Genomic DNA, 25,134 nt, shown 5'->3' with positions numbered 1-25,134 from the left:
GCCTTCGAGAAGCCTTGGCAGGGCGGCCCACCAACCAGCACGTCCACGGTCTGCGATCCAAGGAGCTTGTCCAGATCCTTGGGGCTGAACTTGGTCAGATCCTTGACCAGCGCATGCGGTACGTGCGGGTGGTTCACCCGAAAGGTCTCGATCGCCGAAACGTTGAAATCTATCGCTGCAAGGCACTTGAGCCCAGCCAATTCGAGGCCGAGCGAAAACCCGCCGCACCCCGAAAAGAGGTCAACGAAATGCAGGGGTGTCGTCATGCTCCCTGGCGCAGCAAGTGCGGCCTGCACATGACGGCGGAACAGCGCGAGCGCGTGGCACGGCGGCTGGGCGGGCAGGCGCCGGACTGAGGCTGCAGGAGTTATGTCTCCGGCGAAACCGGAGACGGTATGCCTTGCGGACAGCGCCTACGATACGGCGTTGGGGCGCCGCCAGGTGGCTTGTGGTCGCGCGGGGTTCACGGCAGGATTCGGGGCAGGGCGTCGCGGCGGCGCGATGTGCTGTCAAGGAGGCGGGGACATGAACGGAAATCCGGTGCGGTGGTTCGAAATCTACGTGCAGGACATGGCGCGGGCCAGGGCTTTTTACGAGGCCGTGCTCGGCGTCCAGTTGTCGCGGCTGGAAGGTCCGGACATGGAAATGTGGACGTTCCCGGAGCAGATGGAGCAGTACGGGGCCACCGGCGCGCTGGTGAGAATGCCGGGCTTCCCGTCGGGGGGCAACAGCGTGCTGGTCTATTTCGCCAGCGAGGATTGCGCGGTCGAGGCGGCGCGGGTGGCGGCGGCCGGCGGCAGCCTGCAGAAGGAGAAGTTTTCCATCGGGCAGTACGGCTTCATCGCGCTCGCCACCGACAGCGAAGGCAACATGTTCGGCCTGCATTCGATGCAATGAGCCGACCCTCCGGATTCCGGGCGCGGCTCGCCTGTCTTGCGGCCATCGCCGGCGCCACCGCGGTGGCGGCGGTTGCCGCGCCGCTCGACATGGCCAGCATCGTGGTCTCGAAGGCGGACTCGGGCGTCGCGCCGCTGGCGGTGTTCTTCGACGCCACCGGAATCAAGTCGCCGGCGACCGAGCGTTCGTTCATGGAAATGGATTGCAGCTGGAACTTCGGCGACGACGACAAGGCGGCCTGGCGGCATGGCACGGGTGTCAACCACCGGAAGAACCGCGCCTTCGGACCGGTCGCCGCGCATGTCTACGAGACCCCGGGTAGCTACACGCCGTCGGTCACCTGCAGCGAAGGCGGCAAGGGCGGTCCGGTGACAATGCTGGCGCCGATCGTGGTCGAGGATCCCGATGCGGCCTATGCGGGGGCAAGCACGCGCTGCCTTTCGCGCGAGGCGCGCTTCGATGGCTGTCCCGCCGGTGCCGAGCGGGTGACGGATGCCGCCGGCGATTTCGCCGCGACGATAGCCCGCGACCTGCGGCAGGGCAGGCGGCTGCTGTTCAATCGCGGGGAGACCTGGCATACGTCGGGCCCCGCGATCCTCAACGTCAATGGCCCGTGGACCCTCGGCGCCTATGGCAGCGGCGCCAAGCCGGTGGTGCGCTGGAGCGGCGGCAGGGCGATCCTGGTCGTCGGGCGCAACGGGCCGAACGCCAACCGCGATGCCCGGGTCATGGACCTGATGCTCGATGGCACCAACCCGGATTCGCCCTGGGTCGTGGCCGTTGATTTTTCCGGCGGATTCGACCAGGTCACGTTCCTGCGCGTCGATATCGAACGCACCAACTCGGGTTTCGTGCAATCGGCCTCCAAGCCCAACCTGGCGGCGCCCTGGGACCAGTTCACCGTCGCCGACTCCGAGATCAGGCCGACGCAGGGCGGTCCCGGCGGCAACGGCATGTTCCTGTTTTCATCTCGCACGGCGATCCTCGGCAATCTGTTCGACAACAAGTCGGTCGGCGAACACAATTTCCGCTCCATGTACTGGCGCGGGCTCGTCGTTTCGAGCAATACCTTCCGCAATCCGAATGCCAGGAAGGCCAACCTGACGCTGCGCGGACCGACCTGGTACAAACAGTTCGGCCCCCTGCCGCCGGGAATCCATTCGCAGCACGGGGTCGTCTCGGACAACCAGTTCGTCGGCGCGCCGGGCGTGGAGGTTCCCGTGAATACCTCGATCGACTCGACGCACGAAAGCAGGACCCGCTACCTGGTTGTCGAGCGCAACTGGTGGACCGGGCAGGTCGGCACGGTGACCGCAATGAGCCTGAACTCGAGCTTCTCGGCGGTGCGCAACAACATCATCGACCTGAGCGCTGGCGCGGGCGGCCATGGGATCGAGGCGACCAACAACAACGATACGCAGTCGGCGAGCCGCAATGCGATTTACAACAACACCATCTACGCCAACCAGTCGAAGCCCGGGCACGTGCGCGGCGTTCGCATGTTCAAAGGCGCGCTGGATACCGAGATACGCAACAACCTGCTATACGCGCCATCGGCCAGGCAGGCGACCGTGGTCGATGCCGCCCTCGGTATCGGGACGATCGGCGCCAGCGGCACATTGGGCAATTCGTCGGACGCGCAGGCGAAGAACGTCGATCCCTTGTTCGCCAATGCCAGCCGCAACTTCTCGAAGCCGTCGGACTTCCGGCCCGGCGCGGGCAGCTACGCCATCGGCGGCGGCGTGGCGGTTCCGGCCCGCCATGACTTCTTTCGCAAGGCACAGGGTACGGCGCGGGATGTCGGCGCGGTGGCGCATTAGGACGGGGCCATCCCGCCGCGATTAGAATGAAGCGGAATGAAAAGTCGGCGCCGGCGACACGGCGCTGGTCACGATGAACCTGTGATGGAAGCGCGAAATGCCCCTCGAAATCTGGCTGGCCTATGTCCTGACAGTGGCGGTGCTGCTGGTGATTCCCGGCCCGACCATACTCACCGTGATCGGCTATTCGCTGGCGCACGGACGGCGCGCCAACGTGGCGCTGGTCGCCGGCGTGGCGCTGGGCGATTCGACGGCGCTGGCGCTCTCCTTGGTGGGCCTGGGCGCCCTGCTGGCGACCTCGGCGTGGTGGTTCACGGCGGTCAAGACGGTGGGTGGGTTGTACCTGGTCTGGCTCGGCTGGCGCATGCTGCGCGCGGGGGTCGGACCGGCCGAGGTGGCGCTGCCGGCGGCGCCGGATTCGCTCTGGCGGCTGTTCGCCAACACCTGGCTGGTGACCGCGCTCAATCCCAAGGGCATCGTCTTCTTCGTCGCCTTCCTGCCGCAGTTCATCACGCCGGGCAGCGCGGTGGCGCCGCAGATGTGGATCCTCGCCATCACCTTCGTGGTGATGGCGATCCTCAATGCCGCGCTGTATGCGCGCTTCGCGGCGGCGGCGCATCATTTCCTGGCCTCGGCGCGGGCGCGCCGCGGCTTCAACATCGGCGGGGGCTCGCTGCTGGCGGGGGCGGGCGTCTGGGCTTTGCTGGCGCGGCGGCCGGTGTAGTGTAAGAGTCGGCGCTGGTAGTACGGCGATCCGGGAGGGAAATCATGGCATATGACGAAGGCCTGGCGGAACGGATACGCGATGCGCTGCGCGGGCGCCGGGACGTGGGCGAACGCAAGATGTTCGGCGGCGTTGCCTTCATGCTTGGCGGCCACATGGCGGTCGGCATCGTCGGCGGGACCTTGATGGCCCGTGTCGGGCCGGCGCGCTACGCCGATGCGCTGGCGCTACCGCATGTGCGGCCGATGGATTTCACCGGCAAGCCGATGAAGGGCTATGTTTATGTCGATCCGCCAGGCATGGAGGACGACTCCGCGCTGGAGAACTGGATCACGGCCTGCTCCGCCTTCGTCGCCACGCTGCCGCCGAGGAGGCCGGGCGCCGGCCCCTGAATAAAAACACGCGCCGCGGCGCTTTCGCGGAGCAGCACCCACACTAAGGAATCGCCATGCATGCCCTGTTGCCGCGCCATCCCGTTCCCGCCCTGAATGTCGCGCTGGTCGGCGGCGGCCGCCATGTGCTGGGTGCCGCGCCCGGCGAGCGCTTCGACCTGGTGGTCTTCTATCGCGGGATGCATTGCCCGATCTGCGCCAGATACCTGACGGAACTCGAACGCCTGGCGCCGGAGTTCGCCCAGCGCGGGGTCGGCATTCTCGCCGTCAGCAGCGACGAGGAGGAGCGGGCGCGGCACATGGCGGAGAAGGTCCAGGCCAGGGCCCTGCGCTTCGGCTACGGCCTGAGCCTGAAAAGCGCGCGGCAGTGGGGGCTTTACATCAGCAGCTCGCGCGGCAAGACCTCGATCGGCATCGAGGAGCCGGCGCTGTTTTCCGAGCCGGGCGTGTTCCTGGTGCGGCCCGACGGCACGCTCTACTATGGCGCGGTGCAGACCATGCCCTTCGCCCGCCCGTCCTTCCAGGACCTGCTGGGCGCGATCGACTTCGCCATCGCCAAGGATTACCCGGCGCGCGGCGAATACACGGGCGAGGTCTGAGCAACGCATTTCGCAACAACCGGGGAGCACGCCATGCTGAAACTCGTATTCGTCGTCGTCATGCTGGGAGCCGCGGGATTGTTGTTCGTCGTGGCGCGGCGACCCGACCGATTCCGCATCGAACGCTCGATACGCATCGCCGCGCCGCGCGAGAAGCTGTTCTCCTATGTAGCGGACCTGCACAATTTCGATGCCTGGTCGCCGTGGTCGGCGCTCGATCCGACGATGCGCAAGACGCATTCCGGCGCCGCCAGCGGTGTCGGCGCGGGCTATGAGTGGGAGGGCAACAAGAAGGTCGGTCACGGCCGGATGGAGATCGTCGAGGCCGTATCGCCCGAGCGCGTGCTGATCAGGCTGGATTTCCTCAAGCCCTTCGAGGCCCACAACATGGCCGAATACCTGCTGGCCGAGCGCGCCGGCGAAACCGAGTTCACCTGGGCCATGCATGGCCCGAACAACTTCATGTCGAAGCTGATGGGCGTGGTCTTCAACATGGACAGGATGGTCGGCGCGCAGTTCGAGCAGGGCTTGAATGCCCTCAAGCGGGAGATGGAAAGGAACGAGGCATGATCGAAGGCGGTTGCCTGTGCGGCGGAATCCGCTACCGGTATCAGGGCGGGATCGAGCACATTTCGGTCTGCCATTGCTCGCAGTGCCGCAAGGCGCAGGGCTCGGCCTTCGCCGCGGTGGCCCCGGTGGCCAAGGATCGCTTCCAGTTTCTCTCGGGTGCCGAACTGATCAGCGAATACCGCTCCTCGCCGGACAAGGTCCGCGCCTTCTGCAAGGTCTGCGGCAGTCCGATTTACAGCGCCAAGGACGATATGCCCGGCGTGCTGCGCCTGCGCCTGGGCACGGTGGATACGCCTTTCGTGTGCACCGACATCTTCCACATCTTCACCGACTCCAAGGCGCCGTGGTGGGAGCTCGGCGACGGGCATCCGCGCTACGCCCGACGCAAGCCGTGAGCGCGCTGCGCGGCCGCCCGAAAGCGCGCCGGCCAGCACACCGAGCCGCACCGCCGCGAGCCGGCGTCACCCCTTCCCGCGTGGGCAAAGGCGGGGTTTCGCGAAGCACCGCTTCGCGCCGCCGGAGCCGGCCGGCTGTGCAAAGTCGGCCGTGGACCGGGGCCGGGTGGAGGGTCGTCCGGTGAGCCGCCAGCAGGACATGCTGCCGGCGACGCTCGCGGACCTGGATCGTGTTCGCGCCGCCTGCAAGTCGATGGTGCGGCGCCGCGCGGCCACCTCCGGCGGCATGTCGCTGGTGCCGCTGCCGGGAATCGACATCGCCGGCGACGTCGCGCTCTTGCTGGAACTGATACCGGCCATCAACCGCAAATTCGGCCTGACGCCGGAACAGATCGAGGAACTCGACAGCCGCCGCCAGGTGCTGATCTACAGCATGCTGAAGAAGGTCGGCAGCGACCTCGCCGGGCGCGCCATCACCAAGAAGCTGGTGCTGCTGGCACTGAAGAAGGTCAGCGCGCGGCTGGCGACGAAGCAGGTATTGAAGTACATTCCTTTTGCCGGGCAGGCCGCCGCCGCCGCGCTCAGCGTGACGGCGATGCTCTACCTCGGCAATTCGCACATCGATGCTTGCTACGAGATCGCCAGGGGGACCATCAACAAATGACTGCCGATACCGGTAACGGCGCGGCTGTGCCCGTTCGCATCCCGCTCCGACTGGAGACGGAGCGCCTGCTGCTGCGGACCTTCATCGATGCCGATTGGCGAGGGCTGCACGAGCATTTCTCCGACCCGGAATGCACGCTCTACACTTTCCGCCGTGCGCTGACCGAGGCCGCCACCTGGCGCGCCATGGCGAGCATGGCCGGCCACTGGCTGCTGCGCGGCTACGGCCCCTACGCCGCGGTGGAAAAATCCAGCGGCGCCGTGATCGGCACGGTGGGGCCCTGGTATCCGCTCGAATGGCCGGAGCCGGAAATCAAGTGGGCACTCTCGCGCCGCTTCTGGGGCAAGGGTTACGCCAGCGAGGCGGCGCGCGCGGTGCAGGTCATGGCCCGCGAGCATCTGCCAGAACTGGCGTTGATCAGCTTGATCGACAGCCGCAACGAGCCGTCGATCCGTCTCGCGCTGGCCATTGGAGCCACGCTGGAACGCGAAATCGAGTTCGCCGGCGGACCGTTCCACGTCTATCGGCATCCGGAAAATCCGGCCGGGATCTGAGCATGGAGACCACGACATGAAAAAAATGCGCGCTGGAGTTGGTTTGCTGTCCCTGGCGTCGGCCATGGCTGCCGCCGCCGACTTGCCTCCCGGCGACTGCGTCGCTCCGAAGGCAGCGACCGATCTTTCGCGGTGCGATTTCTCGCGCAAGAAACTGGCGGGCATGGACTTGCGCGGCGCAAAGCTGGCCGGCGCCAAGCTGGAGAACACCGATCTCAGGAAATCCAATTTGTCCGGTGCGGATTTGCGCGGCAGCAACGGCAAATGGGCAAATTTCACCGGGGCGAACCTGACCGGCGCGGACCTGCGCGATGCCGACCTGTTCCACGCCACCTTCGACGATGCGGACCTCGGCGGGGCGAAATTGCAGGGGGCCTACCTGTTCGGCGCCAATCTGATCAACACCAAGGCGGTGCGCGCCGATTTTTCGGGTGCCTATCTGAAGGACATACTGATGGAAGGCATCGACCTGTCGGGTGGGTCGATCCGCAACTGCTATGCGTTTCGCGCCGTGTTTGTCGGCGCGCGGCTGGTCGGTTCCGACCTTTCGGGTGCCGACCTTACAGGCGCCTCGATGGAGCAGTCTGACTTCACCGGCGCTTCGTTGCGCGGCACGCGGCTGGCCGGCGCGGTGCTGCGCCAGGCGGTGTTTGCGCGCGCCGACATGGCGGGCGCCGACCTGGCGAATGCCGATGTCTGGAATGCCAACTTCGAAAAGGCCTTGAATCGTGGCGAATCGGTGCAGGACGCCCTGATCGAACCTTTCGTGGTGCGCGACCGGCGCTGACGATGGCTGCCGTGATCGAATTTGGGCTGACCGCGGCCGATGGTTTGCGCCTGCACGGGCAAGGCTGGATACCGGAGCAGGCCTGCGGCGTGATGGCCGTCGTCCATGGCATCGCCGAGCACGGCGGTCGCTATGCCTGGCTGGCGGCACGGGCCAATGCCCGGGGCATCGGGGTGGCCACCGTGGATTTGCGCGGCCACGGCCGCTCGCCGGGCGAGCGCTCGTATGTCGAAGGCTTCGACGACTACCTGCTCGACGTCGATGCCTTGTGGGTGAAGGCAGGGGAACTCGCGGCGGGCAGGCCGTTGTTCCTCATGGGCCACAGCATGGGCGGGGCTATCGCCTTGCGTTGGGCGGCGCAGAGGCGGCAGTCCATGGCCGGGCTGATCCTCTCCTCGGCGGCGTTGAAGATCGGCGGCGACGTGCCGCGCCTGCTGGTCGCCCTGGCGCCGCTGCTTTCGCGCTGGCTGCCGCACATGCGCGGCACGAGGCTCGATCCGTCGCTGATCAGCCGCGATCCGGCGCAGGTGGCGGCCTACGTGAATGATCCGCTGGTCAGCCTCAAGGCGCCGCCGGCGCGCACCGGCGCCGAGCTGCTGGCGGCAATGGAAGCCAATCGTGCGGCGGCAGCGGGGTTCAATCTGCCCCTATATCTGTTTCATGGCGACTCCGATCGCCTTACCGATCCGCAGGGCAGCCGCGAGATCCATGCCGCCTGGGGCGGCGCCGACAAGGCCCTGCGCCTGTGGCCGGGGAGCCGCCACGAAACCCTGAACGACCTCGACCGCGAATCCGTGGCTACCGAATTGCTGGACTGGGTGCGGGCCCATGCCGGAAGCGGCGGCGCCGAATGAACTCGGCGAATACGGAAATCAAAAATATCCATCAAGTGTGAAGGGTCGCCGGTCTTATAGTTGACCGGTCACAAGCACGCGAGGCAAAACCCTGCTTCGCGTGTTTTCCCGAGTCGGCGCCAAAACGTCGGCTTCCCCAGCGGATCGGGAGCAACTCCCGACTGCGCCGTGATGGAATCGGCCGTTCGCCCCCCCAAGGATGCGGACGGCTGGATTCAAAGTGGCGCTGCTGCACTGCAAGCCCATCCGTTGCTCCACGTCAACCCGGACCGCCGCGCAAGGGGGCATTGTGCAACTGTAGCAACAAAACCATGGCATTTACATGGTTGTTATTTCAGATCTAAACAATCTGTGGATCGCGTTGAAAAGGGAGCGGGAAGGATTGGAATCGTTGTCGAACTTGGCGGTGGCAGGGGGATTCATGGCGGGTCTGGGCGTACTGCTCGCGCTGCTGCTCGCCATCGCCAACAAGAAACTCTACGTCTTCGAAGACCCGCGCATCGGCGCGGTCGAGGATCTGCTGCCCAAGTCGAACTGCGGCGCCTGCGGCCAGGCCGGCTGTCGCGATTTCGCCGAGAAAGTGGTGGGCGGCGAAACCATCCCGGCGAAATGCACGGTGAGTTCGCCGCAGCAGCGCCAGGGCATCGCCGACCTGCTCGGCGTCGCCGCCGGCACGGTGGACAAGCAGGTGGCGCGCCTGGCCTGCGGCGGCGGTCGCCACGTCGCCTTCCTGCGCGCCCGCTACGAGGGCCTCAAGACCTGCCGCGCGGCGGCCGTGGTCTCGGGCGGCGGCAAGGAATGCGCCTGGGGCTGTCTGGGCCTTGCCGATTGCGCCAACGTCTGCACCTTCGATGCCATCCACATGGACCTGCACGGCCTGCCGGTGGTGGACAGCGAAAAATGCACGGCCTGCAACGATTGCGTCGAGGTCTGCCCCAAGGGCCTGTTCAGCCTCGAATCCGTCAGCCACCGCCTCTGGGTGGCCTGCAAGAACCAGGCGGACGGCGACACCGCCGAGGCCTCCTGCGAGGTGGCCTGCACCGCCTGCGGCAAGTGCGTTGCCGACGCGCCGCTGAAGCTGATGCAACTCGCCGGCAACCTGGCCGTGGTCAATTACGACTGGAACGACCAGGCCACGCGCGAACCGATCGAGCGCTGCCCCACCGGCGCCATCGTCTGGTTCGAGACCCCCGACCGCGCCGTGAAGGGCGCGGCGGCCAAGAAGATCCTGCGCAACGAGCCCCTGCCGTTGCACGTCTGATTCTGTTTTCGAGGAAGCTGCCATGAGCCTGTCGATCATCAAGAAGATAATCTCCACCGGCCTGCTGCCGCAAACCGGCGCGGGAGTGGCTACCGGCAAGGTCAAGTACCCCGGAGTGCGTGACGCCGTGGATGGCAATACCGCCGTCATTCACGTCGAGCGCGAGTCATCCGATGCGGCCGGCGCCTACCCGATCACGCCCTCGACGCAGATGGGCGAGTACTGGGCGGAGGAGGTCGCCAAGGGCCACCTCAACATCTCGAACAAGCCGCTGATCTTCATCGAGCCGGAATCGGAACATGCCGCCGCCGGGGTTACCGCCGGCATGGCGATGACCGGGCTGCGCGCCAGCAACTTCTCCTCGGCGCAGGGCGTCGCCTTCATGCACGAGTCGCTCTACGCCGCGGTCGGCAAGCGCCTGCCCTATGTGCTCAACATGGGCTGCCGGGCCATCACCAAGGCCTCACTCAACGTCCATGCCGGCCACGATGATTACCACTGCGTCGATGACACGGGCTTCATCCAGATGATGGCGAAGAACGCCACCGAGGCGGCCGACCTCAATCTGATCGGGCGCAAGCTGGCCGAACTGTCGCTGACGCCGGCCATCATCGGCCAGGACGGCTTTCTCACCAGCCACCTGATCGAGTCCTGCGTGCTGCCCGAACGCGAACTGGTGGCCGAGTATTGCGGCAAGCCCGACGACATGATCGCCTCGCCGACCCCGGCGCAGGAGATGCTCTACGGGCCGAAGCGGCGCCGCGTGCCGGCGATCTGGGACGTCGACCTGCCGCTCCTGTCCGGATCGGTGCAGAACCAGGATGCCTACATGCAGGCCACGGCCGGCCAGCGCCCCTATTTCTTCGATCACGTCGAGGCGCTGGCGGATGCCTGCATGGAGGAGTACGCCGGCCTCACCGGGCGCGGCTACCGGCGCGTGTCGGGCTTCAAGACCGAGGATGCCGATTACGTCATCCTCGGCATGGGAAGCATGATCGTCCAGGCCGAGGCCGTCGCCGACTACCTGCGCGAGACGCGCAAGCTGAAAGTCGGCGTGGTCAATCTGACCATGTTCCGTCCCTTCCCCGGCGATCTGCTGGGCCGCGTGCTGCGCGGCAAGAAGGGTGTGGTGGTGCTGGAGCGCACCGACCAGCCGATGGCGGAAGACCTGCCGCTGATGCGCGAAGTGCGGGCGACGCTGATGAAGTGCGTGGAAAACGGCATGGCCGCGGCGCAGGGTCAGAAGGACGCCCCCTATGCCGGCTACGCGGTGTATGCCGCCGCCGAGATGCCGCGCCTGTATTCCGGCTGCTATGGCCTGGGCAGCCGCGACCTGCAACCCGAAGCGCTGATCGGCACCGTCGAGAACATGCTGCCCGACGCGGCGCAACGCAAGTTCTTCTACCTCTCGATCGACTTCGCCCGCGATCCGCTGAACCCCAAGGACGAAGTACACCAGCAGGACCTCGCCGACAAGTATCCGCAGATCCGCGCGCTGGGCGTGCGCGGTTCGGAAAACCCCAACCTGTTGCCCAAGGGCGCGATCACCGTGCGCATGCACTCGGTGGGCGGCTGGGGCGCGATCACCACCGGCAAGAACCTGGCGATGACCCTGTTCGAGCTGCTCGGCTGGGACATCAAGGCCAATCCCAAGTACGGTTCGGAGAAGAAGGGCCAGCCGACCACCTACTACCTCTCGGCGGCGCCGGAGCCGATCCGCATCAACTGCGAATACGTCTATGTCGATGTCGTGCTCTCGCCCGACCCGGCGGTATTCGGCCACAGCAACCCGCTTTCGGGTTTGAAGAAGGGCGGCTTCTTCATCATCCAGTCCAACCTCGGCAAGGAAACCTGGGCCGCCTTCCCGCTCTGGGCGCAGAAGTTCATCGTCGATAACGAGATCCGCGTGTTCCACCTCGACGCCTTCCAGATCGCACGCGAGGAGGCCGGTTCGGCCGACCTGCAACTGCGCATGCAGGGCATCGCCTTCCAGGGCGCCTTCTTCGCCGCCAGCCCGACCATGGCCAACGCCGGCCTCACCGAGGATGCGCTGTTCACCGCGATCGAGGCCCAGTTGCAATCCAAGTTCGGCGGCAAGGGCGCGCGCGTGGTGGCCGACAACCTGCGCGTGGTGCGCCGCGGCTTCACCGAGCTGACGGAGATCACCGAGAAGGAAGTCGGCGCGACGCGCAAGGGCTTCGTCAAGAAGGAAGCCGGCCTGCCGGTCATGCTGCAACAACTGCCGGCGGTCGGTGAGGCCCAGTCGGGCAAGATCGGCGACATCCACCGCTTCTGGGAACAGACCGGCCACTTCTACCTGACCGGCAAGGGCAACGACAACATTGTCGATCCCTTCATCGGCGCCTCGCTGGTGCCGGCCGCCACCGGCGTGTTCCGCGACATGACCGGCATCCGCTTCGAGCATCCGGAATGGATCGCCGAGAACTGCACGGCCTGCGGCAACTGCTATGTCGAATGCCCGGACTCGGCCATCCCCGGCCTGGTCAGCTCGATCGGCGACGTGCTCAACACGGCGATCAACCGCATCGAGACCGGCGGCACGCCGACGCGCTACCTGCGCCGCGCCGCGCGGTCCATCGAGAAAAAGTTGCGCACCCTGGTCGACAATGAAGGCGGCTACGTCCGCCCGCTGTTCGACCGCGCCATGGATGCCGTGCTGGCCGAGACGCCGGAAGCCGAGCGTTCCGGCCTCGCCGCCGAATTCACGCAGTTGCAGATCCACCTTGGCGGCTTCCAGTATTCCGCCACCAAGCCCTACTGGGGCAACCGTGAGAAGAAGCAGAAGGGCAGCGGCGGCCTGTTCTCGATCACCGTCAATCCGTACACCTGCAAGGGCTGCGCGCTGTGCGTGACGGTCTGCGAGGACAACGCGCTGAAGATGGTGACGCAGACCGAGGATTCGGTCGAGCGCCTGCGTCGCGACTGGAACACCTGGCTGGAACTGCCGACCACGCCGAAGGACTACAGCCGCATCGACAGCCTCGACGAGAAGATCGGCGCGCTGGAAACCCTGCTGCTGGACAAGCGCAACTACGGCTCGATGAACTGCGGTGACGGCGCCTGCCTCGGCTGCGGCGAGAAGACCGCGATCCACTTGTTCACCGCGACGGTGACGGCGCTGATGCAGCCGCGCGTCGCGGCCTTCGTCGAGAAGATCGACGACCTGATCCAGCGCCTGGAACAGCACATGCGCGTCAAGCTGGCCTCGGCGGTGGACCTGACCGACGCCAATGCCGTGATTCGCGCCGTCGAATCGACGGGCCAGCACGACCTGACCTTGTCGAACCTGGCCAACAAGCTGAATGCCGACAAACCCTCGCAACTGCTCGACCCGGCCTGGGTGAAGAACACCGCGCAGTTGCTGGAGAAACTGAAGGACCTCAAGTGGCGTTACGTCGAGGGCCCGAGCCAGCGCGGCCGCGCCGAGATGGGCATCATCAACTCGACGGGCTGTACCTCGGTGTGGGGCTCGACCTACCCCTTCCACCCCTATCCCTTCCCGTGGACCTCGCATTTGTTCCAGGATTCGCCCTCGGTGGCGATGGGCATCTTCGAGGGCCACATGGCGAAAATGGCCGACGGTTTCAAGGCCGTGCGCATGGCCGAAAAGGAGCTGGCCGGCGACTACCTGCCGGACCGCGACGAGGATTTCTTCCGCCGCTTCACCTGGCAGCAGTTCTCCGCCGACGAGTGGCAGCTTTGCCCGCCGGTGGTGTCGATCGGCGGCGACGGCGCGATGTATGACATCGGCTTCCAGAACCTGTCGCGCGCGCTGATGTCGGGCATGCCGATCAAGGTCCTCGTCGTCGATACCCAGGTGTATTCGAACACCGGCGGCCAGGCCTGCACCTCGGGCTTCATCAGCCAGGTTTCGGACATGGCGCCCTGGGGCGATGCCCAGCGCGGCAAGCAGGAAGTGCGCAAGGAAATCAGCCTGATCGGCATGGCGCACCGCACCTCCTACGTGATGTCGGGCACCATCGCCCACGTCAACCACCTGATCGAAAGCTACATCGACGGCCTCAACAGCCGCCGTCCGGCGCTGTTCAACATCTACGCGGTCTGTCCGCCCGAGCATGGCGTCGGCGATGACAAGAGCGTGGACCAGAGCAAGCTGGCGGTCGAAGGGCGCGCCTATCCGCTGTTCCGCTTCGATCCGGATGCCGGCACCACGTTTGCCGAATGCGTGAGCCTGGAGGGCAATCCCTCGCTCGACACGGACTGGCCGACCTACAACCTGAAGTATGTCGATGAGGCGGGCGCCCAGCAGAGCATGACGCTGCCGATGACCTTCGCCGACTTCGCGGCGACCGAGGCGCGCTTCCTCAAGCATTTCCGCAAGGCGCCGCCCGAGACCTGGAACGAGTCCATGGTGCCGGTGGCCGAGTTCCTCGAACTCGATCTTGACGAGCGCGAAGGCAAATTCCCCTTCATCTGGGCGGTGGACAAGAAGAACCGCCTGATGCGCCTTCTGGTGACCAAGGAACTGATCAAGTCGGTCGAGGAGCGGCTGGCCTTCTGGCGCCAGTTGCGCGGTCTCGTCGGCATCGGCGCGCAAGGGGCGGACGTCGAGCAGGTCGAGTCGCGGGTGCGCGAGGACCTGCTGGCGAAGATCAGCGCGGTACTGGGACAGGGGGCTGGTGCGGCCTTGCCCGCGGCGGCCGGCGACGCAAGAGTCGGCGCTGGCGACACGGCGATTGCGAGCGCCGGTGGCGGCGATTACGAGCCGGTCTGGATCGAGTCGCCCGAGTGCACGGCCTGCGACGAGTGCACCACCCTGGCGCCGAAGACCTTCGCCTACAACGAGCAAAAGCTGGCCGTGGTGATCAACCCGAAGGGCTCGAAGTTCGCCGACATCGTCAAGTCCGCCGAGAAATGCACGGCCGGCTGCATCCATCCCGGTACACCGTGGAACATGAACGAGCCGGGTATCGAGAAGCTGATGGCAAGGGCGGCCAAATTCAACTAAGCCAATGAAACTCGTCTCCTACTTTCGCGGCGAAGCCTTCCAGCGCGGCGTGCATCCGCCGAGCTGCAAGCTGACGGCGGAGCGCAGGATCCGCCGGCTGCCCTTCCCCGACCGGGTCACGGTGCCGCTGTCGCAGCACATCGGCAAGGTGCCGCGGGCGATCGTCCGCGTCGGCCAGGAAGTGGTGCGCGGCCAGCCGATCGCGCGTAGCGACGAGTGGCTGTCGGTGCCGCACCATGCGCCGCTTTCCGGTGTGGTCGAATTCATCGGCCTGCGTCCCGGCATGCGCGGCCCCTGGGTCGAGTCCATCGTCATTCGCGCGCATGCCGGCGCGACCCAGGAAGATCTCTGGGGCCGGCCGCGCGACTTGTCGCAGGCCACCGGGCAGGACATCCTGCAGGCGATCTGGGATACCGGTATGGTCGGCCTTGGCGGCGCGGCCTTTCCCACCCACGCCAAGCTCTCGGTGCCGAAGCAGGCCAAGGTGCATACCCTGGTGGTGAATGGCTGCGAGTGCGAGCCCTATCTCACTTGCGACCATCGCGTCATGATCGAGCATGCCGCCGACCTGATCACCGGCATCCGCTACGCCATGCGCGCCACCGGCGCGGTGCGCAGCATCATCGGCGTCGAGGACAACAAGCCGGATGCGGTGCTGGTGCTGCGCCAGGCCATCGCCGACGCGCACGCCGCCGGTGTGACGGAAGAAATCCATGTCGAGGCGGTGCCGACCAAGTATCCGCAGGGCTCGGAAAAGATGCTGATCATGGCGCTGTTCGGCGCCGAGATGCCGGCCGGCGGCCTGCCCATCGCGCTGGGCATGGTGGTCAGCAACGTGGGCACGCTGGCGGCGCTGGGCAAGCTGCTGCCGCTCGGGCAGGGGCTCACCGAGCGCGTGGTGACGGTGACCGGGCCCGGCGTGGCCAAGCCCGGCGACTACCGCGTGATCCTCGGCACGCCGCTCAAGTTCGTGCTCGACTATGCCGGCGCGCCGGCGGTGGATGCCATGGATGCGCGCCAGGTGATCCTCGGCGGGCCGATGATGGGCCAGGCCATCGCTTCGCTCGACGTGCCGATCACCAAGGGCGTGTCGGGCGTGCTGGTATTCCGCCGCGAGGACATGCTGGCGCGCGAGTCGCGCCAGACCTATCCCTGCATCAAGTGCGGCGAATGCGTCGAATCCTGCCCGATGGGCCTCAATCCCTCGACCCTCGGCATGCTCGCCGCCAAGCGTGAGTACGACCTGATGGGCGAGCAGTATTACCTCGGTGACTGCTTCGAGTGCGGCTGCTGCACCTATGTCTGCCCGTCCAACATCCCGCTGGTACAGCAGTTCCGCGTCGCCAAGCAGATCCTCAGGGAGAAAGCGGCATGAGCGCCGTCCGCAGGGCCGCCCCAAGGGCGGCGCAGCCAAGGATATGGAGCCGCGCAGCGGCGAACCGCCGTCACCCCCGCCCGTGGGGCGGGGGCTGGGGGGTGGGCCAATGACCTCCGCGCCGATCGAAATCCGCTCCGCGCCGCACGTGCAATCGGCCAAGACGGTCGAGACCATCATGCGCAACGTGGTCTACTCGCTGCTGCCGATCTGCGCCTTCTACGTCTTCCAGTACGGTATCTCGGCGCTGGCCTCGATCGCTGTGGTGACCGGCGCCTGCCTGCTTACCGAGCGCTTTTTCGTGCGCACCGGCACCCAGGCCGGGCGTTTGTCCGACTACTCGGCAGTCATCACCGGGCTGTTGCTGGCGCTGACATTGCCGCCGGGCTTTCCGCTGTGGATGGGCGCGGTGGCCGGCATCGTCGCCATCGCCCTGGGCAAGGCCCTGTTCGGCGGCATCGGCTTCAATGTTTTCAATCCGGCGCTGATCGGCCGCGCCTTCGTCCAGGCGGCCTTCCCGACGGCGATAGCGACTTACACGCCATCCTTCCTGCCCGGACGCTTCACCGAGTTCATCCCGTCGACGCTGGCCTGGCCGCTGATGATCCCGGCCGACGCCACTGCCTGGCTCAAGGCCAAGAACCTCGACGCGCTGGCCGGAGCGACGCCGCTGGCGAAATGGAAGTTCGACGGCGTACTGGTCAATGCCGACGAGTTGCTGACTTCACTCTCCGGCAACATGGCGGTCGGCCCGTCGCCGCTGCTGATCCTGCTCTGCGGCGCCTACCTCGCCTCGCGCCGCTACATGGACTGGCGCATCCCGCTGGCGGTGCTGGGCAGCGCGGCGCTGACGGCCTGGCTGTTGTTCGCCTTCGATCCGGCGCGCTATCCGAATCCCTTCTTCATGCTTTTCTCCGGTGGCCTGATCCTCGGCGCGGTGTACATGGCGACCGACATGGCGACCTCGCCGGTGACGCCCAAGGGCATGTGGGTCTATGGCGCGCTGATCGGCTTGTTGACGGTGGTGATCCGTTACTACAGCGGCCTGCCGGAAGGTGTGATGTACGCCATCCTGATCGCCAATGCCGCCTCGCCGCTGATCGAGAAAATCACCCAGCCGGTGCCCTTCGGCCGCGGTGTGCTCGATCGCGTCAAGAAGCGCGCCACCTATCCGCTGAACCCCGGCTACATCTCGCGCGAAGAAGCCAGCGCGGTGACGCCGAAGAAGCGCTTCCTGCCGAACAAGCCGAAAAAATGAGTGATCAACCCTCCAGCGACAAGAAGGTGATCCCGATCGCGGTCGCGGCCGGCGAGGCCGCCGTGCCGGAATCACCGACCGGCGCAATGATCCGTACCCTCGGCCTGGTCTCGGCCATCTGCGGCCTGATCATCGTCGGCGCCTACCAGGGCACCTACGACGCGGTGGCGGCCAACAAACGCATCGCCACCGAACGCGCGGTGTTCAAGGTGTTGCCCAAGGCGAAGTCGATCGAAGAGTTCGTCGCCCAGGCCGGGGGTGGAATCGCAAGAGTCGGCGCTGGGGATACGGCGATTGCGGCCGGCGCCGTGAAGTTCTTCGCCGCCTACGACGATGCCGGCAAGCTCGCCGGCATTGCCGCCGAGGGCGTGGGCAAGGGTTATGCCGACAACGTGCGCATCATGTTCGGCTACCAGCCGGACTGCCAGTGCGTGGTCGGCATCGGCGTGGTGGCCATGCGCGAGACGCCGGGCATCGGCGACAAGATCATCACCGACAGGGAATTCCTCGCCAACTTCACGGCGCTCGACGTCAAGCTCAAGGCCGACCTCTCCGCGCTGGCCAACGAGGTCAAGGTCGTCAAGCGCGGCAGCAAGACCGACCCCTGGCAGATCGATGCCATCGCCGGCGCGACGATCACCTCGCGCGCCGTGGGCAAGGCCATCAATGATTCGGCGCAGGCGCTGCTGCCGCGCCTGGTTCCCAAACTCGATACCCTGGCGACGAAATCATGAATACCGCTCAATACAAGACCTGGGACGAATTCACCGAGGGCATCTGGCGCCAGAACCCGGTGTTCGTCATGGTGCTGGGCATGTGCCCGGTGCTGGCCGTATCGGTATCGGCCGTCAATGCCCTGTCGATGGGCCTGGCGACGATGTTCGTGCTGGTCTGCTCCTGCGGCCTGGTGTCGCTGTTGCGGCGCATGGTGCCCAAGGAGGTGAGGATCGCGGTGTACATCGTGATCATCGCCACCTTCGTCACCGCGGTGGATTACGCGATCCAGGCCATCAGCCTGGCGCTCTACGATGCGCTGGGCGCCTTCATCCAGCTGATCGTGGTGAACTGCATCATCCTCGGCCGCGCCGAGGCGCACGCCTCGAAGAATCCGCCGCTGCCGGCGATGCTCAACGCCGCCGGCATGGGCATCGGCTTCGCCGTCGGCCTGTTCGCGCTGGGCGCGGTGCGCGAGATCCTCGGCGCCGGCACGCTGTTCGGCATCACGCTGTTCGGCGCTAGCTTCCAGCCCTGGGTGATCATGGTGCTGCCGCCCGGCGGCTTCTTCGTGCTCGGCGCCTGGCTGCTGTTCTTCGCCTGGCTGGAGCGACGCAAGCTGCGTCGCGCGGCACCCACGACGGAGGCCGGCCAGCATGTCTGAATCCGCCTTCCAGATCTTCGTCAATGCGCTGCTGGCCAATAACTTCGTGCTGGCGATGTTCCTCGGCCTGTGCCCCTTCCTCGGCGTTTCGGGCAAGCTCGACACGGCCTTCCCGATGGGCGTGGCGACCACCTTCGTGATGCTGGTGGCTTCGCTCTGCGCCTACGGCCTCAACCTGCTGCTGACCGCCTTCCACCTCGAGTTCCTGCGCCTGATTTCCTACATCGTGATCATCGCCTCGGCGGTGCAGCTGGTCGAGATGGTGCTGAAGAAGTACAGCCCGGCGCTGTTCCGCGCGCTGGGCATCTACCTGCCGCTGATCACCACCAACTGCGCCGTGCTCGGCGTCGCGCTGTTCCAGACGGCCCGCGACTACAGCTTTGTGCAGTCCGTGGTGTTCGCCGTCGGCGGCGGCGCAGGCTTCACCCTGGCGCTGGTGCTGATGGCCAGCGTGCGCGAGCGCCTGACGCTGTCCAACGTGCCCGACCTGGCGCAGGGCACGGCCCTGTCGCTGATGCTGGCCGGCATCCTTTCGCTGTCCTTCATGGGCTTTGCCGGGCTGGGCGGATGATGACGACCTACCTGACCGCCATCGCCGTCATTTTCAGCCTCGCCCTGGGCGGGATCCTGATCGACCGCGCCTACCGCCGCTTCGCCGCGCGCAATCCGCTGCTCGGACCTTTCCGCGACCCCGGAAAATGCGGCTGCTGTTCCGCCGGCAGCGGCTGCGCCAGCGCCTGTGACGCCGAACCTGCCGCATCCGCTATGAAACATCGCTGACTTATCGAGGAGTCCATCTCATGCAGCCACTAACGCCCCCCGCCGCGCCTCCTGCACGGACCTATTCCGCGACCCTCAAGGAGTCGCGCCGCATCACGCCGCCGGCCTCGCGCGAGGAGGTGCGCCACATGGTGTTCCGCACCACCGACCTGGGCTTCGATCCCTCGCTGGGCAACCTGGTCCGCGTGCTGGCGCCCGGCCAGTTCGGCGCTGGCAGCCACGCGCGGCTGTACGGGATCATGGACCTCGAAAAGCGCCAGGATGCCACCGAGTTCGCCATCTGCGTGCGCCGTTGCTCCTACATCGACGAGTTCAACGGCGAGGAATACAAGGGCATCGCCTCGAACTACCTGTGCGACCTGCGTCCCGACGACGCGATCGTCTTCGCCGGCCCGGTCGGCTATCCGTTCGTGATTCCCGAAGACAAGACCGCCGACATACTGATGCTGGGCATGGGCACCGGCATCGCGCCCTTCCGCACCCTGATCCGCCAGATCTACGAAAAGATCGGCGGCTGGCAGGGCCAGATACGGCTGTTCTACGGCGCAAAGAGTCCGCTGGAAATGCTCTACATGAACGAAGAGAACAGCGACCTGGCGAATTACTTCGACCAACCCACCTTCAAGGCCTTCCAGGCGGTGAGTCCGCGCCCGGCGCTGGATGCGCCGGTGGCCATGGGTCAGGCCCTGGAACAGAATGCGGCGGAGGTCTGGGAAATCCTGCAGCGGCCGAATACGAAGGTCTTCGTCGCCGGCACGTCAAATATGTTGCCGGCGATCGAACAATCGATGATCAAACTGGCGGGTTCGGGCAGCAACTGGCTGCGCGTCGAAAATGCGCTGAAATCGAGCGGACGCTGGAGCGAGGTGCTCTACTGACCGCCAGGGTTCGGCAGGTTCGCGCTGCGTACCGCTTATCCAGCGCAGTCTTGTTGCCGCGGAAAATTCGGAAAAAAAGCATCGTCAAGGACGCCCAGGCGGCACAGCTGCAGCTCCTGCCGCGTGGCCTCATGCATGGGGCGGCGCACCGTGGCGGAATCAAGGCAGACGAAACGGCTATTCGATAGGTCGTGCCGACGCAGTCGCGGCAAGGACACCCTACGGGGTATCGGCGGCGCCGGACTGCAGCCAACGCAGCAATTCCGCGTAGAACGCGTCCGGCAGGAAGGGCTTGCCGATGTGGGCATTCATGCCGGCGGCAAGGCAGGCTTCGCGGTCATCGTCGAAGGCGTTGGCGGTCATGGCAATGATGGGGATGGGTGGCATGCCGGGCAAAGCCCGGATCGCACGGGTGGCCTCGAGTCCGTTCATGATCGGCATCTGCATGTCCATCAGGATCAGATCGTAGGCGCCACTGCCCGCCATGGCCACGGCTTCGAGGCCATTGGTCGCCACCTCGGCCTGCAGTCCGGCATCCCCCAGCAGATACACGGCGACTTCGCGATTCACCGGCTCGTCCTCCACGACCAGCACCCGGCGGCCCGAAAAATTGGCGGCCAGGCGTTCGCGTGGGCACTCGAGGTCCGCCGGTGCTGCCGTCACCGCTTGCGCGGATGCCTGACGCAGGCGAATCGTCGCCCAGAAGGTGCTGCCCCGTCCTTCGCGGCTGGCGACCCCGGTATCGCCGCCCATCAGGCGGGCGATGCGTCGCGAGATGATCAGGCCGAGTCCGGTCCCGCCATATTTGCGCGTCATCGAGTCGTCGGCCTGGGTGAAGGCGTGGAACAAGCGGAGCTGCTGCTCGTCGCTGATGCCGATGCCGCGGTCCTCGACCTCGATGCGCAGCAACAGGCTGAGGCTGTCGCCTTCGACGACATGGGCTCGCACCGCGATCTCGCCGGACTCGGAGAATTTCACGGCGTTGCCGAGGTAGTTGAGCAGTATCTGGCGCAGGCGCATGGCGTCGCCGCACAGCCTGGGTGGAATTTCCGCGGCGATTTCGCTGACCAGCTGCAGCCCCTTGGCGCGCGCCGCCTCGTCCTGAATGCTCAGGGCTTCGGCGATCACCTCGGAAAGCGAAAAATCCTTTTCTTCGAGCGTCATGCGCTCGGCCTCGATGCGCGAGATATCGAGGATGTCGTTGATCACGCCGAGCAGGTGGCGCGACGCGTCCATGCTCTTCGCCAGCCAGTCGGCTTGTTGCGGATCGCTCGCACGGCGCAGCGCGAGATCGGTCATGCCCATGATGGCGTTCATCGGCGTGCGCAGTTCGTGGCTCATGTTGGCCAGGAACACGCTCTTGGCGCGGTTGGCGGCTTCGGCGGCATCGCGCGCGGTGGCGAGTTCGGCGGTGCGCGAGAACACCAGTTCCTCGAGATGGTGGCGGTGTTGTTCCAGTTCGGCCTGTGCACGCCTGCGTTCCGTGATGTCGCTGACGTGGGCCAAAACGCACTGTTCGTTGCCCATTTCGGCAAGTTCCGCGGAAACGCTGACGTGCCGAAGCTCCCCGTTCTTGTGCCTCCAGACGGTCTCAAAATCAACCACGCGGCCGTCGCGCAGCAGGATCGCAAGCCACTCGCTGCGCGCTTCCTTGCTCGCCCAGAGCCCTACGTCCAGCGAGCTGCGGCCCAGCAGTTCCTCGCGTTTCCAGCCGAAATAGCGTTCGTAGTTGCGGTTGGCTTCGACGAAGCAGCCATCGGCAACGCGGGCGATCGAGGCGGCCAGCGGGCTGGAACGAAAAGCCACGGAAAATCGCTCTTCGGACAGGCGCAGGGATGACTCGGCGGCGTGCCTGTCGGTGATGTCCTGGATGATGCCGACGGCGCGACCGGGCTTGCCTTCGGAGTTGCGCTCGAAATCGGCCTTCTGTCTCACCCAGCGCAGTTCGTCGCCGACCACGATGCGATGTTCATGGTCCAGTGCTCCGCCATCCATTGCGGCCTGCCAGGCCAGCTTTGCGGCGTCCCTGTCCGCGGGATGAAGCCTGGCAAGGTAGTCCCTCACGCCGCGCAGCGCGTCCGCGTCGGAACCGATAATGCGTTGCGCCTCGGTCGATAACTGGATCGTCTCCGCGCCGAAGTCGGCGATCCAGCTGCCCACCTTGGCGACCGACTGGGCTTTGTTCAGTTCGGTCTGGCTGCGCTCCAGTTCATGGCTGCGGTGCGCCAGATCACGGCTGATCCGCAGGTTCTCGACGCCCCGCTGCTGGTAAGCCCGAACCAAGGCAACGACCACGGCGGTGGCGACGGCGAGAATGATCACCGTCATCGTCGCTCGCTGGGTCGGGCTCGTTGGCAAGGCCGGGGGCAGGTAGTGCAGATTCTCGGCCGCGGCGAAGGCGAAGATCGTCACAGCCGTGATGAGCGCACTGATCACGGCGGCGCGCCAGTCGATCAGCCAGCCTATGAAAATGATGATGGCCGGGTAGGCGTGGATCGCGGCGGCAGTGGCGCCGCCGGTAATCGTCGCGAGTCCGGTAACCACCAGCCAGCAGCCGACTACAAGGGCGTAGGTGCCGGCGACCAACCAGCCCCAGTGGAGGCAGAGAATCGCCAGCAGGCCCGTACCGGCGAGCATCGCCTGCAGCGCCAGGCGTACTGGCTGCATCTGGCCAAGGGTCAGCGTGGTCGCGACCGACGCCATGCCACCCAGGAACAGGATTAGCGCGGCGAACCTGATCAGGGCCGGAGACGGCGTCGACGATAGCGTTGCAGCCGGATCGACGGCAGGTGTGGGGGGCAAGTGACCGGAGGAACGGATCATCGGCTGCAAGATGCCGGGCAGTCGGCGGGAGTTATTGCCTGCGGGCATCTTGAACAAGGCCAGGGACTTTCTTCAGTCCATGGATTGATGGCGGCGAGTCTCCTGGCGGAGCATGAATCGCCCGCCGGCGCCACCCTTGCAACGCAGGGATGCCCTTGGTCGCGCGCTCGGCATTTCGATCTCGGTGCTCTTCGTGGAACCACTTCAGCTTGTCGCGCACCAGCGCCGCGTCGGGTCGTCCTCCGGGCGCCGGTTAGGAGGCCGACACGGCGACACGATTGCGGCCCCCCGATTTCGCCGCGTACAGGGCCGAGTCGGCGCGCGCGACGAGATCGTGCGCGGCCTCGCCAGGCCGGAAACCCGCGACGCCGATGGATATCGTTATGTTCGCCACGGCGCCGTTGTCGGTAGCGCGCTTGATGCGGCAGCGCTCGACGATGGCGCGGATGCTTTCAGCCAGGCGTCGGGCGCCTTCGGGCGGCGTGTCCGGCAGCAGGACGACGAATTCCTCGCCGCCGTAACGCGCCGCCGTATCCTTGCCCTTGACGTTGTCGCGGAGGATCTGCGCCACCGCCTTCAGCACCTTGTCGCCGAACAGGTGGCCGTAGCTGTCGTTGATACGTTTGAACAGGTCGATGTCGGCGATCAGCAGGCTGGGCCCGGAACTACCCGTTTCGGCCTCGGCCAGGGAGGTGGCCAGTTCGATGTCGAAGCCGCGCCGGTTCGCAAGTCCGGTGAGGCCGTCGGTGAGTGCTTCGGTGCGCACCTTGATGACTTCCTGCCGCAATTGCTCGATCTCGCTCCTGCTGTCGTCGAGGCGCGCCTTCAGCAGGGTGATGGAACCCTGCATGTCGCGGGTGAGTTCGAGAATGGCATTGACGCCCGGGCTCCGGCCTGCCGCCGCGGGTGCCAGCTCATCGCACCACTTGCCCAGGGCATCGCCGAACCGACCTGCCCGGTCGCCCGCCTGCTCGGCCGACGATGTGACGTCGGCCATGACTTTCTGGACGCCGGCACTGATCTGCCGCGCCAGATCCACGTCGATCTCGGCAACATGCTCGGAATAGAGGTCGTACGTGGCCTTTTCGTCAAGCGCCTTGCCGGCCTTCAAATACTCGTCGAGACGGGCGCTCAGAGCTGCATTGCGGCCGGCGACGTGGTCGTACCAGACCGCATAGCTGACCGGATGCATTGCCGCATCCTGCTTCGCCATCAGGGCCAGGGCCTGCCTCAGGTATTCAGCGCTCTTTTCGGCGCCATCGGTGTATTTCATTGACTCCCCAAGCTCCGCTCCGGGCTGCGACAGGAAGGCTTGACGCCAATAGGGATTTTACATCAGCAGCCGGACTTGGATGCCGCTCGGGCCGCGAGTCGACGCGGGTGCTATTCGAACCAGCGCAACTTGTCGCGCAGGGTGACGACCTCGCCGACGATGATCAAGGTCGGCGCACGCAGGGTGGCGGTTTCCGCGAGCCGCGGCAGCGAGCCCAGCGTGCCGGTGACGGTACGCTGGCTGGGGCGAGTGCCCTGCTGGACGATGGCGGCGGGCCAGTCGGCAGGCAGCCCATGCTCCATGAGCTTGTCGCAAAGATGCGAAAGCCCCGAGAGGCCCATGTAGATGACCACGGTCTGGCGCCGGCGCGCCAGCCCCGGCCAGTCCAGGTTCATGCTGCCATCCTTGAGGTGGCCGGTGACGAACACGCAGGCCTGGGCATGGTTGCGATGGGTCAGTGGAATCCCGGCGTAGGTGGCGACACCGGCCGCCGCCGTGATGCCGGGTACCACTTCGAAATTGACGCCGTCCGCGTGCAGGGTTTCGACTTCCTCGCCACCGCGGCCGAAGATGTACGGATCGCCGCCCTTGAGGCGCACCACGCACTTGCCGGTCTTCGCCAGGCGTACCAGCAACTGGTTGATCTGTTCCTGCGGCAGCGAGTGGTTGCCGCGTTCCTTGCCGGCGTACATCAGTTCCGCATCGGGTCGTGCCAGCGCCAAAACTTCCTTTGAGACAAGGTTGTCATAGACCAGGACGTCAGCTTCGCCGATCAGGCGCGCGGCCTTGAGGGTCAGCAGTTCGGGATCGCCGGGGCCGGCGCCGACCAGGTATACCCAGCCGGGTTGTGCGGGTGTCGGTT

23 protein-coding genes and 1 pseudogene are annotated in these 25,134 nt (G+C 66.1%); 20 read left to right on the top strand and 4 right to left on the bottom strand.

The window, feature by feature from the left end; all coding sequences use genetic code 11:
• A partial coding sequence (locus tag J0M27_RS05950) for a DNA cytosine methyltransferase (protein WP_294988479.1) occupies positions 1-266 on the bottom strand: 266 nt, incomplete at its 3' end.
• Between the two features lie 259 nt (positions 267-525).
• On the opposite strand from J0M27_RS05950, the gene J0M27_RS05945 reads away from it, so the two are divergent.
• The 20 genes from J0M27_RS05945 (at position 526) to J0M27_RS05850 (ending at position 20,176) form a co-directional block, all read left to right on the top strand.
• Positions 526-897, top strand: coding sequence for a VOC family protein (locus J0M27_RS05945; RefSeq protein WP_294988476.1), 372 nt, complete (start codon positions 526-528; stop codon positions 895-897).
• Positions 894-2,717, top strand: coding sequence for a hypothetical protein (locus J0M27_RS05940; protein ID WP_294988473.1), 1,824 nt, complete (start codon positions 894-896; stop codon positions 2,715-2,717). The genes J0M27_RS05945 and J0M27_RS05940 overlap by 4 nt, the downstream gene beginning before the upstream one ends.
• Before the next feature lie 97 nt (positions 2,718-2,814).
• Positions 2,815-3,441, top strand: coding sequence for a LysE family translocator (locus J0M27_RS05935; protein WP_294988470.1), 627 nt, complete (start codon positions 2,815-2,817; stop codon positions 3,439-3,441).
• A gap of 44 nt (positions 3,442-3,485) precedes the next feature.
• The gene (locus tag J0M27_RS05930) at positions 3,486-3,833 is read left to right on the top strand and encodes a TfoX/Sxy family protein (protein ID WP_294988467.1); all 348 of its coding nucleotides are present in this window, start codon (positions 3,486-3,488) and stop codon (positions 3,831-3,833) included.
• Between the two features lie 56 nt (positions 3,834-3,889).
• The gene (locus J0M27_RS05925) at positions 3,890-4,432 is read left to right on the top strand and encodes a peroxiredoxin-like family protein (RefSeq protein ID WP_294988464.1); all 543 of its coding nucleotides are present in this window, start codon (positions 3,890-3,892) and stop codon (positions 4,430-4,432) included.
• A 33-nt stretch (positions 4,433-4,465) separates the two neighbouring features.
• Positions 4,466-5,002, top strand: a complete 537-nt coding sequence (locus tag J0M27_RS05920; protein WP_294988461.1) for an SRPBCC family protein — start codon at positions 4,466-4,468, stop codon at positions 5,000-5,002.
• Positions 4,999-5,397 carry a GFA family protein gene (locus J0M27_RS05915; RefSeq protein WP_294988459.1) on the top strand — a complete coding sequence of 133 codons (399 nt, stop codon included), beginning with the start codon at positions 4,999-5,001 and terminating at the stop codon, positions 5,395-5,397. Before J0M27_RS05920 ends, J0M27_RS05915 begins: the two co-directional genes overlap by 4 nt.
• Before the next feature lie 181 nt (positions 5,398-5,578).
• A complete protein-coding gene (locus tag J0M27_RS05910; RefSeq protein WP_294988456.1) occupies positions 5,579-6,061 on the top strand; it encodes a hypothetical protein in 483 nt (160 codons plus the stop codon).
• Entirely contained in the window at positions 6,058-6,615 is a 558-nt protein-coding gene (locus J0M27_RS05905; RefSeq protein ID WP_294988453.1) for a GNAT family N-acetyltransferase, read from the top strand. Before J0M27_RS05910 ends, J0M27_RS05905 begins: the two co-directional genes overlap by 4 nt.
• 16 nt (positions 6,616-6,631) lie before the next feature.
• A complete protein-coding gene (locus J0M27_RS05900) occupies positions 6,632-7,402 on the top strand; it encodes a pentapeptide repeat-containing protein (protein ID WP_294988450.1) in 771 nt (256 codons plus the stop codon).
• 2 nt (positions 7,403-7,404) lie between these two features.
• Positions 7,405-8,256 (top strand): alpha/beta hydrolase, encoded by an 852-nt coding sequence (locus J0M27_RS05895; RefSeq protein ID WP_294988447.1) that lies wholly within the window; start codon positions 7,405-7,407, stop codon positions 8,254-8,256.
• Between the two features lie 391 nt (positions 8,257-8,647).
• Positions 8,648-9,517 (top strand): (Fe-S)-binding protein, encoded by an 870-nt coding sequence (locus J0M27_RS05890; protein ID WP_294988444.1) that lies wholly within the window; start codon positions 8,648-8,650, stop codon positions 9,515-9,517.
• A 22-nt stretch (positions 9,518-9,539) separates the two neighbouring features.
• Positions 9,540-14,507, top strand: a complete 4,968-nt coding sequence (locus tag J0M27_RS05885) for a 2-oxoacid:acceptor oxidoreductase family protein (RefSeq protein ID WP_294988441.1) — start codon at positions 9,540-9,542, stop codon at positions 14,505-14,507.
• 4 nt (positions 14,508-14,511) lie between these two features.
• Positions 14,512-15,882, top strand: a complete 1,371-nt coding sequence (rsxC, locus tag J0M27_RS05880) for an electron transport complex subunit RsxC (RefSeq protein ID WP_294988438.1) — start codon at positions 14,512-14,514, stop codon at positions 15,880-15,882.
• Positions 15,883-15,991: 109 nt separating this feature from the next.
• Complete coding sequence (locus J0M27_RS05875; RefSeq protein ID WP_294988435.1) at positions 15,992-17,140, top strand: RnfABCDGE type electron transport complex subunit D; 1,149 nt, start codon at positions 15,992-15,994, stop codon at positions 17,138-17,140.
• On the top strand, positions 17,137-17,874 hold the full coding sequence (locus J0M27_RS05870; RefSeq protein WP_294988432.1) for an FMN-binding protein: 738 nt from the start codon (positions 17,137-17,139) through the stop codon (positions 17,872-17,874). Before J0M27_RS05875 ends, J0M27_RS05870 begins: the two co-directional genes overlap by 4 nt.
• Entirely contained in the window at positions 17,871-18,518 is a 648-nt protein-coding gene (locus tag J0M27_RS05865) for an electron transport complex subunit E (RefSeq protein WP_294988430.1), read from the top strand. The genes J0M27_RS05870 and J0M27_RS05865 overlap by 4 nt, the downstream gene beginning before the upstream one ends.
• Complete coding sequence (locus tag J0M27_RS05860) at positions 18,511-19,089, top strand: RnfABCDGE type electron transport complex subunit A (RefSeq protein WP_294988427.1); 579 nt, start codon at positions 18,511-18,513, stop codon at positions 19,087-19,089. The genes J0M27_RS05865 and J0M27_RS05860 overlap by 8 nt, the downstream gene beginning before the upstream one ends.
• Positions 19,086-19,298 (top strand): hypothetical protein, encoded by a 213-nt coding sequence (locus tag J0M27_RS05855; RefSeq protein ID WP_294988424.1) that lies wholly within the window; start codon positions 19,086-19,088, stop codon positions 19,296-19,298. Before J0M27_RS05860 ends, J0M27_RS05855 begins: the two co-directional genes overlap by 4 nt.
• A 20-nt stretch (positions 19,299-19,318) precedes the next feature.
• A complete protein-coding gene (locus tag J0M27_RS05850) occupies positions 19,319-20,176 on the top strand; it encodes an oxidoreductase (RefSeq protein WP_294988421.1) in 858 nt (285 codons plus the stop codon).
• 219 nt (positions 20,177-20,395) lie between these two features.
• Here J0M27_RS05850 and J0M27_RS05845 read toward each other — a convergent pair whose 3' ends face one another.
• From J0M27_RS05845 to cobA, 3 genes and pseudogenes are all read right to left on the bottom strand, one after another.
• A complete protein-coding gene (locus J0M27_RS05845) occupies positions 20,396-22,999 on the bottom strand; it encodes an ATP-binding protein (protein WP_294988418.1) in 2,604 nt (867 codons plus the stop codon).
• Positions 23,000-23,252: 253 nt separating this feature from the next.
• Positions 23,253-24,272, bottom strand: coding sequence for a GGDEF domain-containing protein (locus J0M27_RS05840; protein ID WP_294988415.1), 1,020 nt, complete (start codon positions 24,270-24,272; stop codon positions 23,253-23,255).
• A 110-nt stretch (positions 24,273-24,382) separates the two neighbouring features.
• Positions 24,383-25,114, bottom strand: a pseudogene (cobA, locus tag J0M27_RS05835) (uroporphyrinogen-III C-methyltransferase); the annotation flags it as partial.
• Between the last annotated feature and the right edge of the window lie 20 nt (positions 25,115-25,134).

The sequence above is a fragment of the Sulfuritalea sp. genome (assembly GCF_017302275.1).
Classification (GTDB): domain Bacteria; phylum Pseudomonadota; class Gammaproteobacteria; order Burkholderiales; family Rhodocyclaceae; genus Sulfuritalea.
Note: the sequence above shows the minus strand (reverse complement) of the source record. Positions and strands in the feature narration are given on the sequence as shown.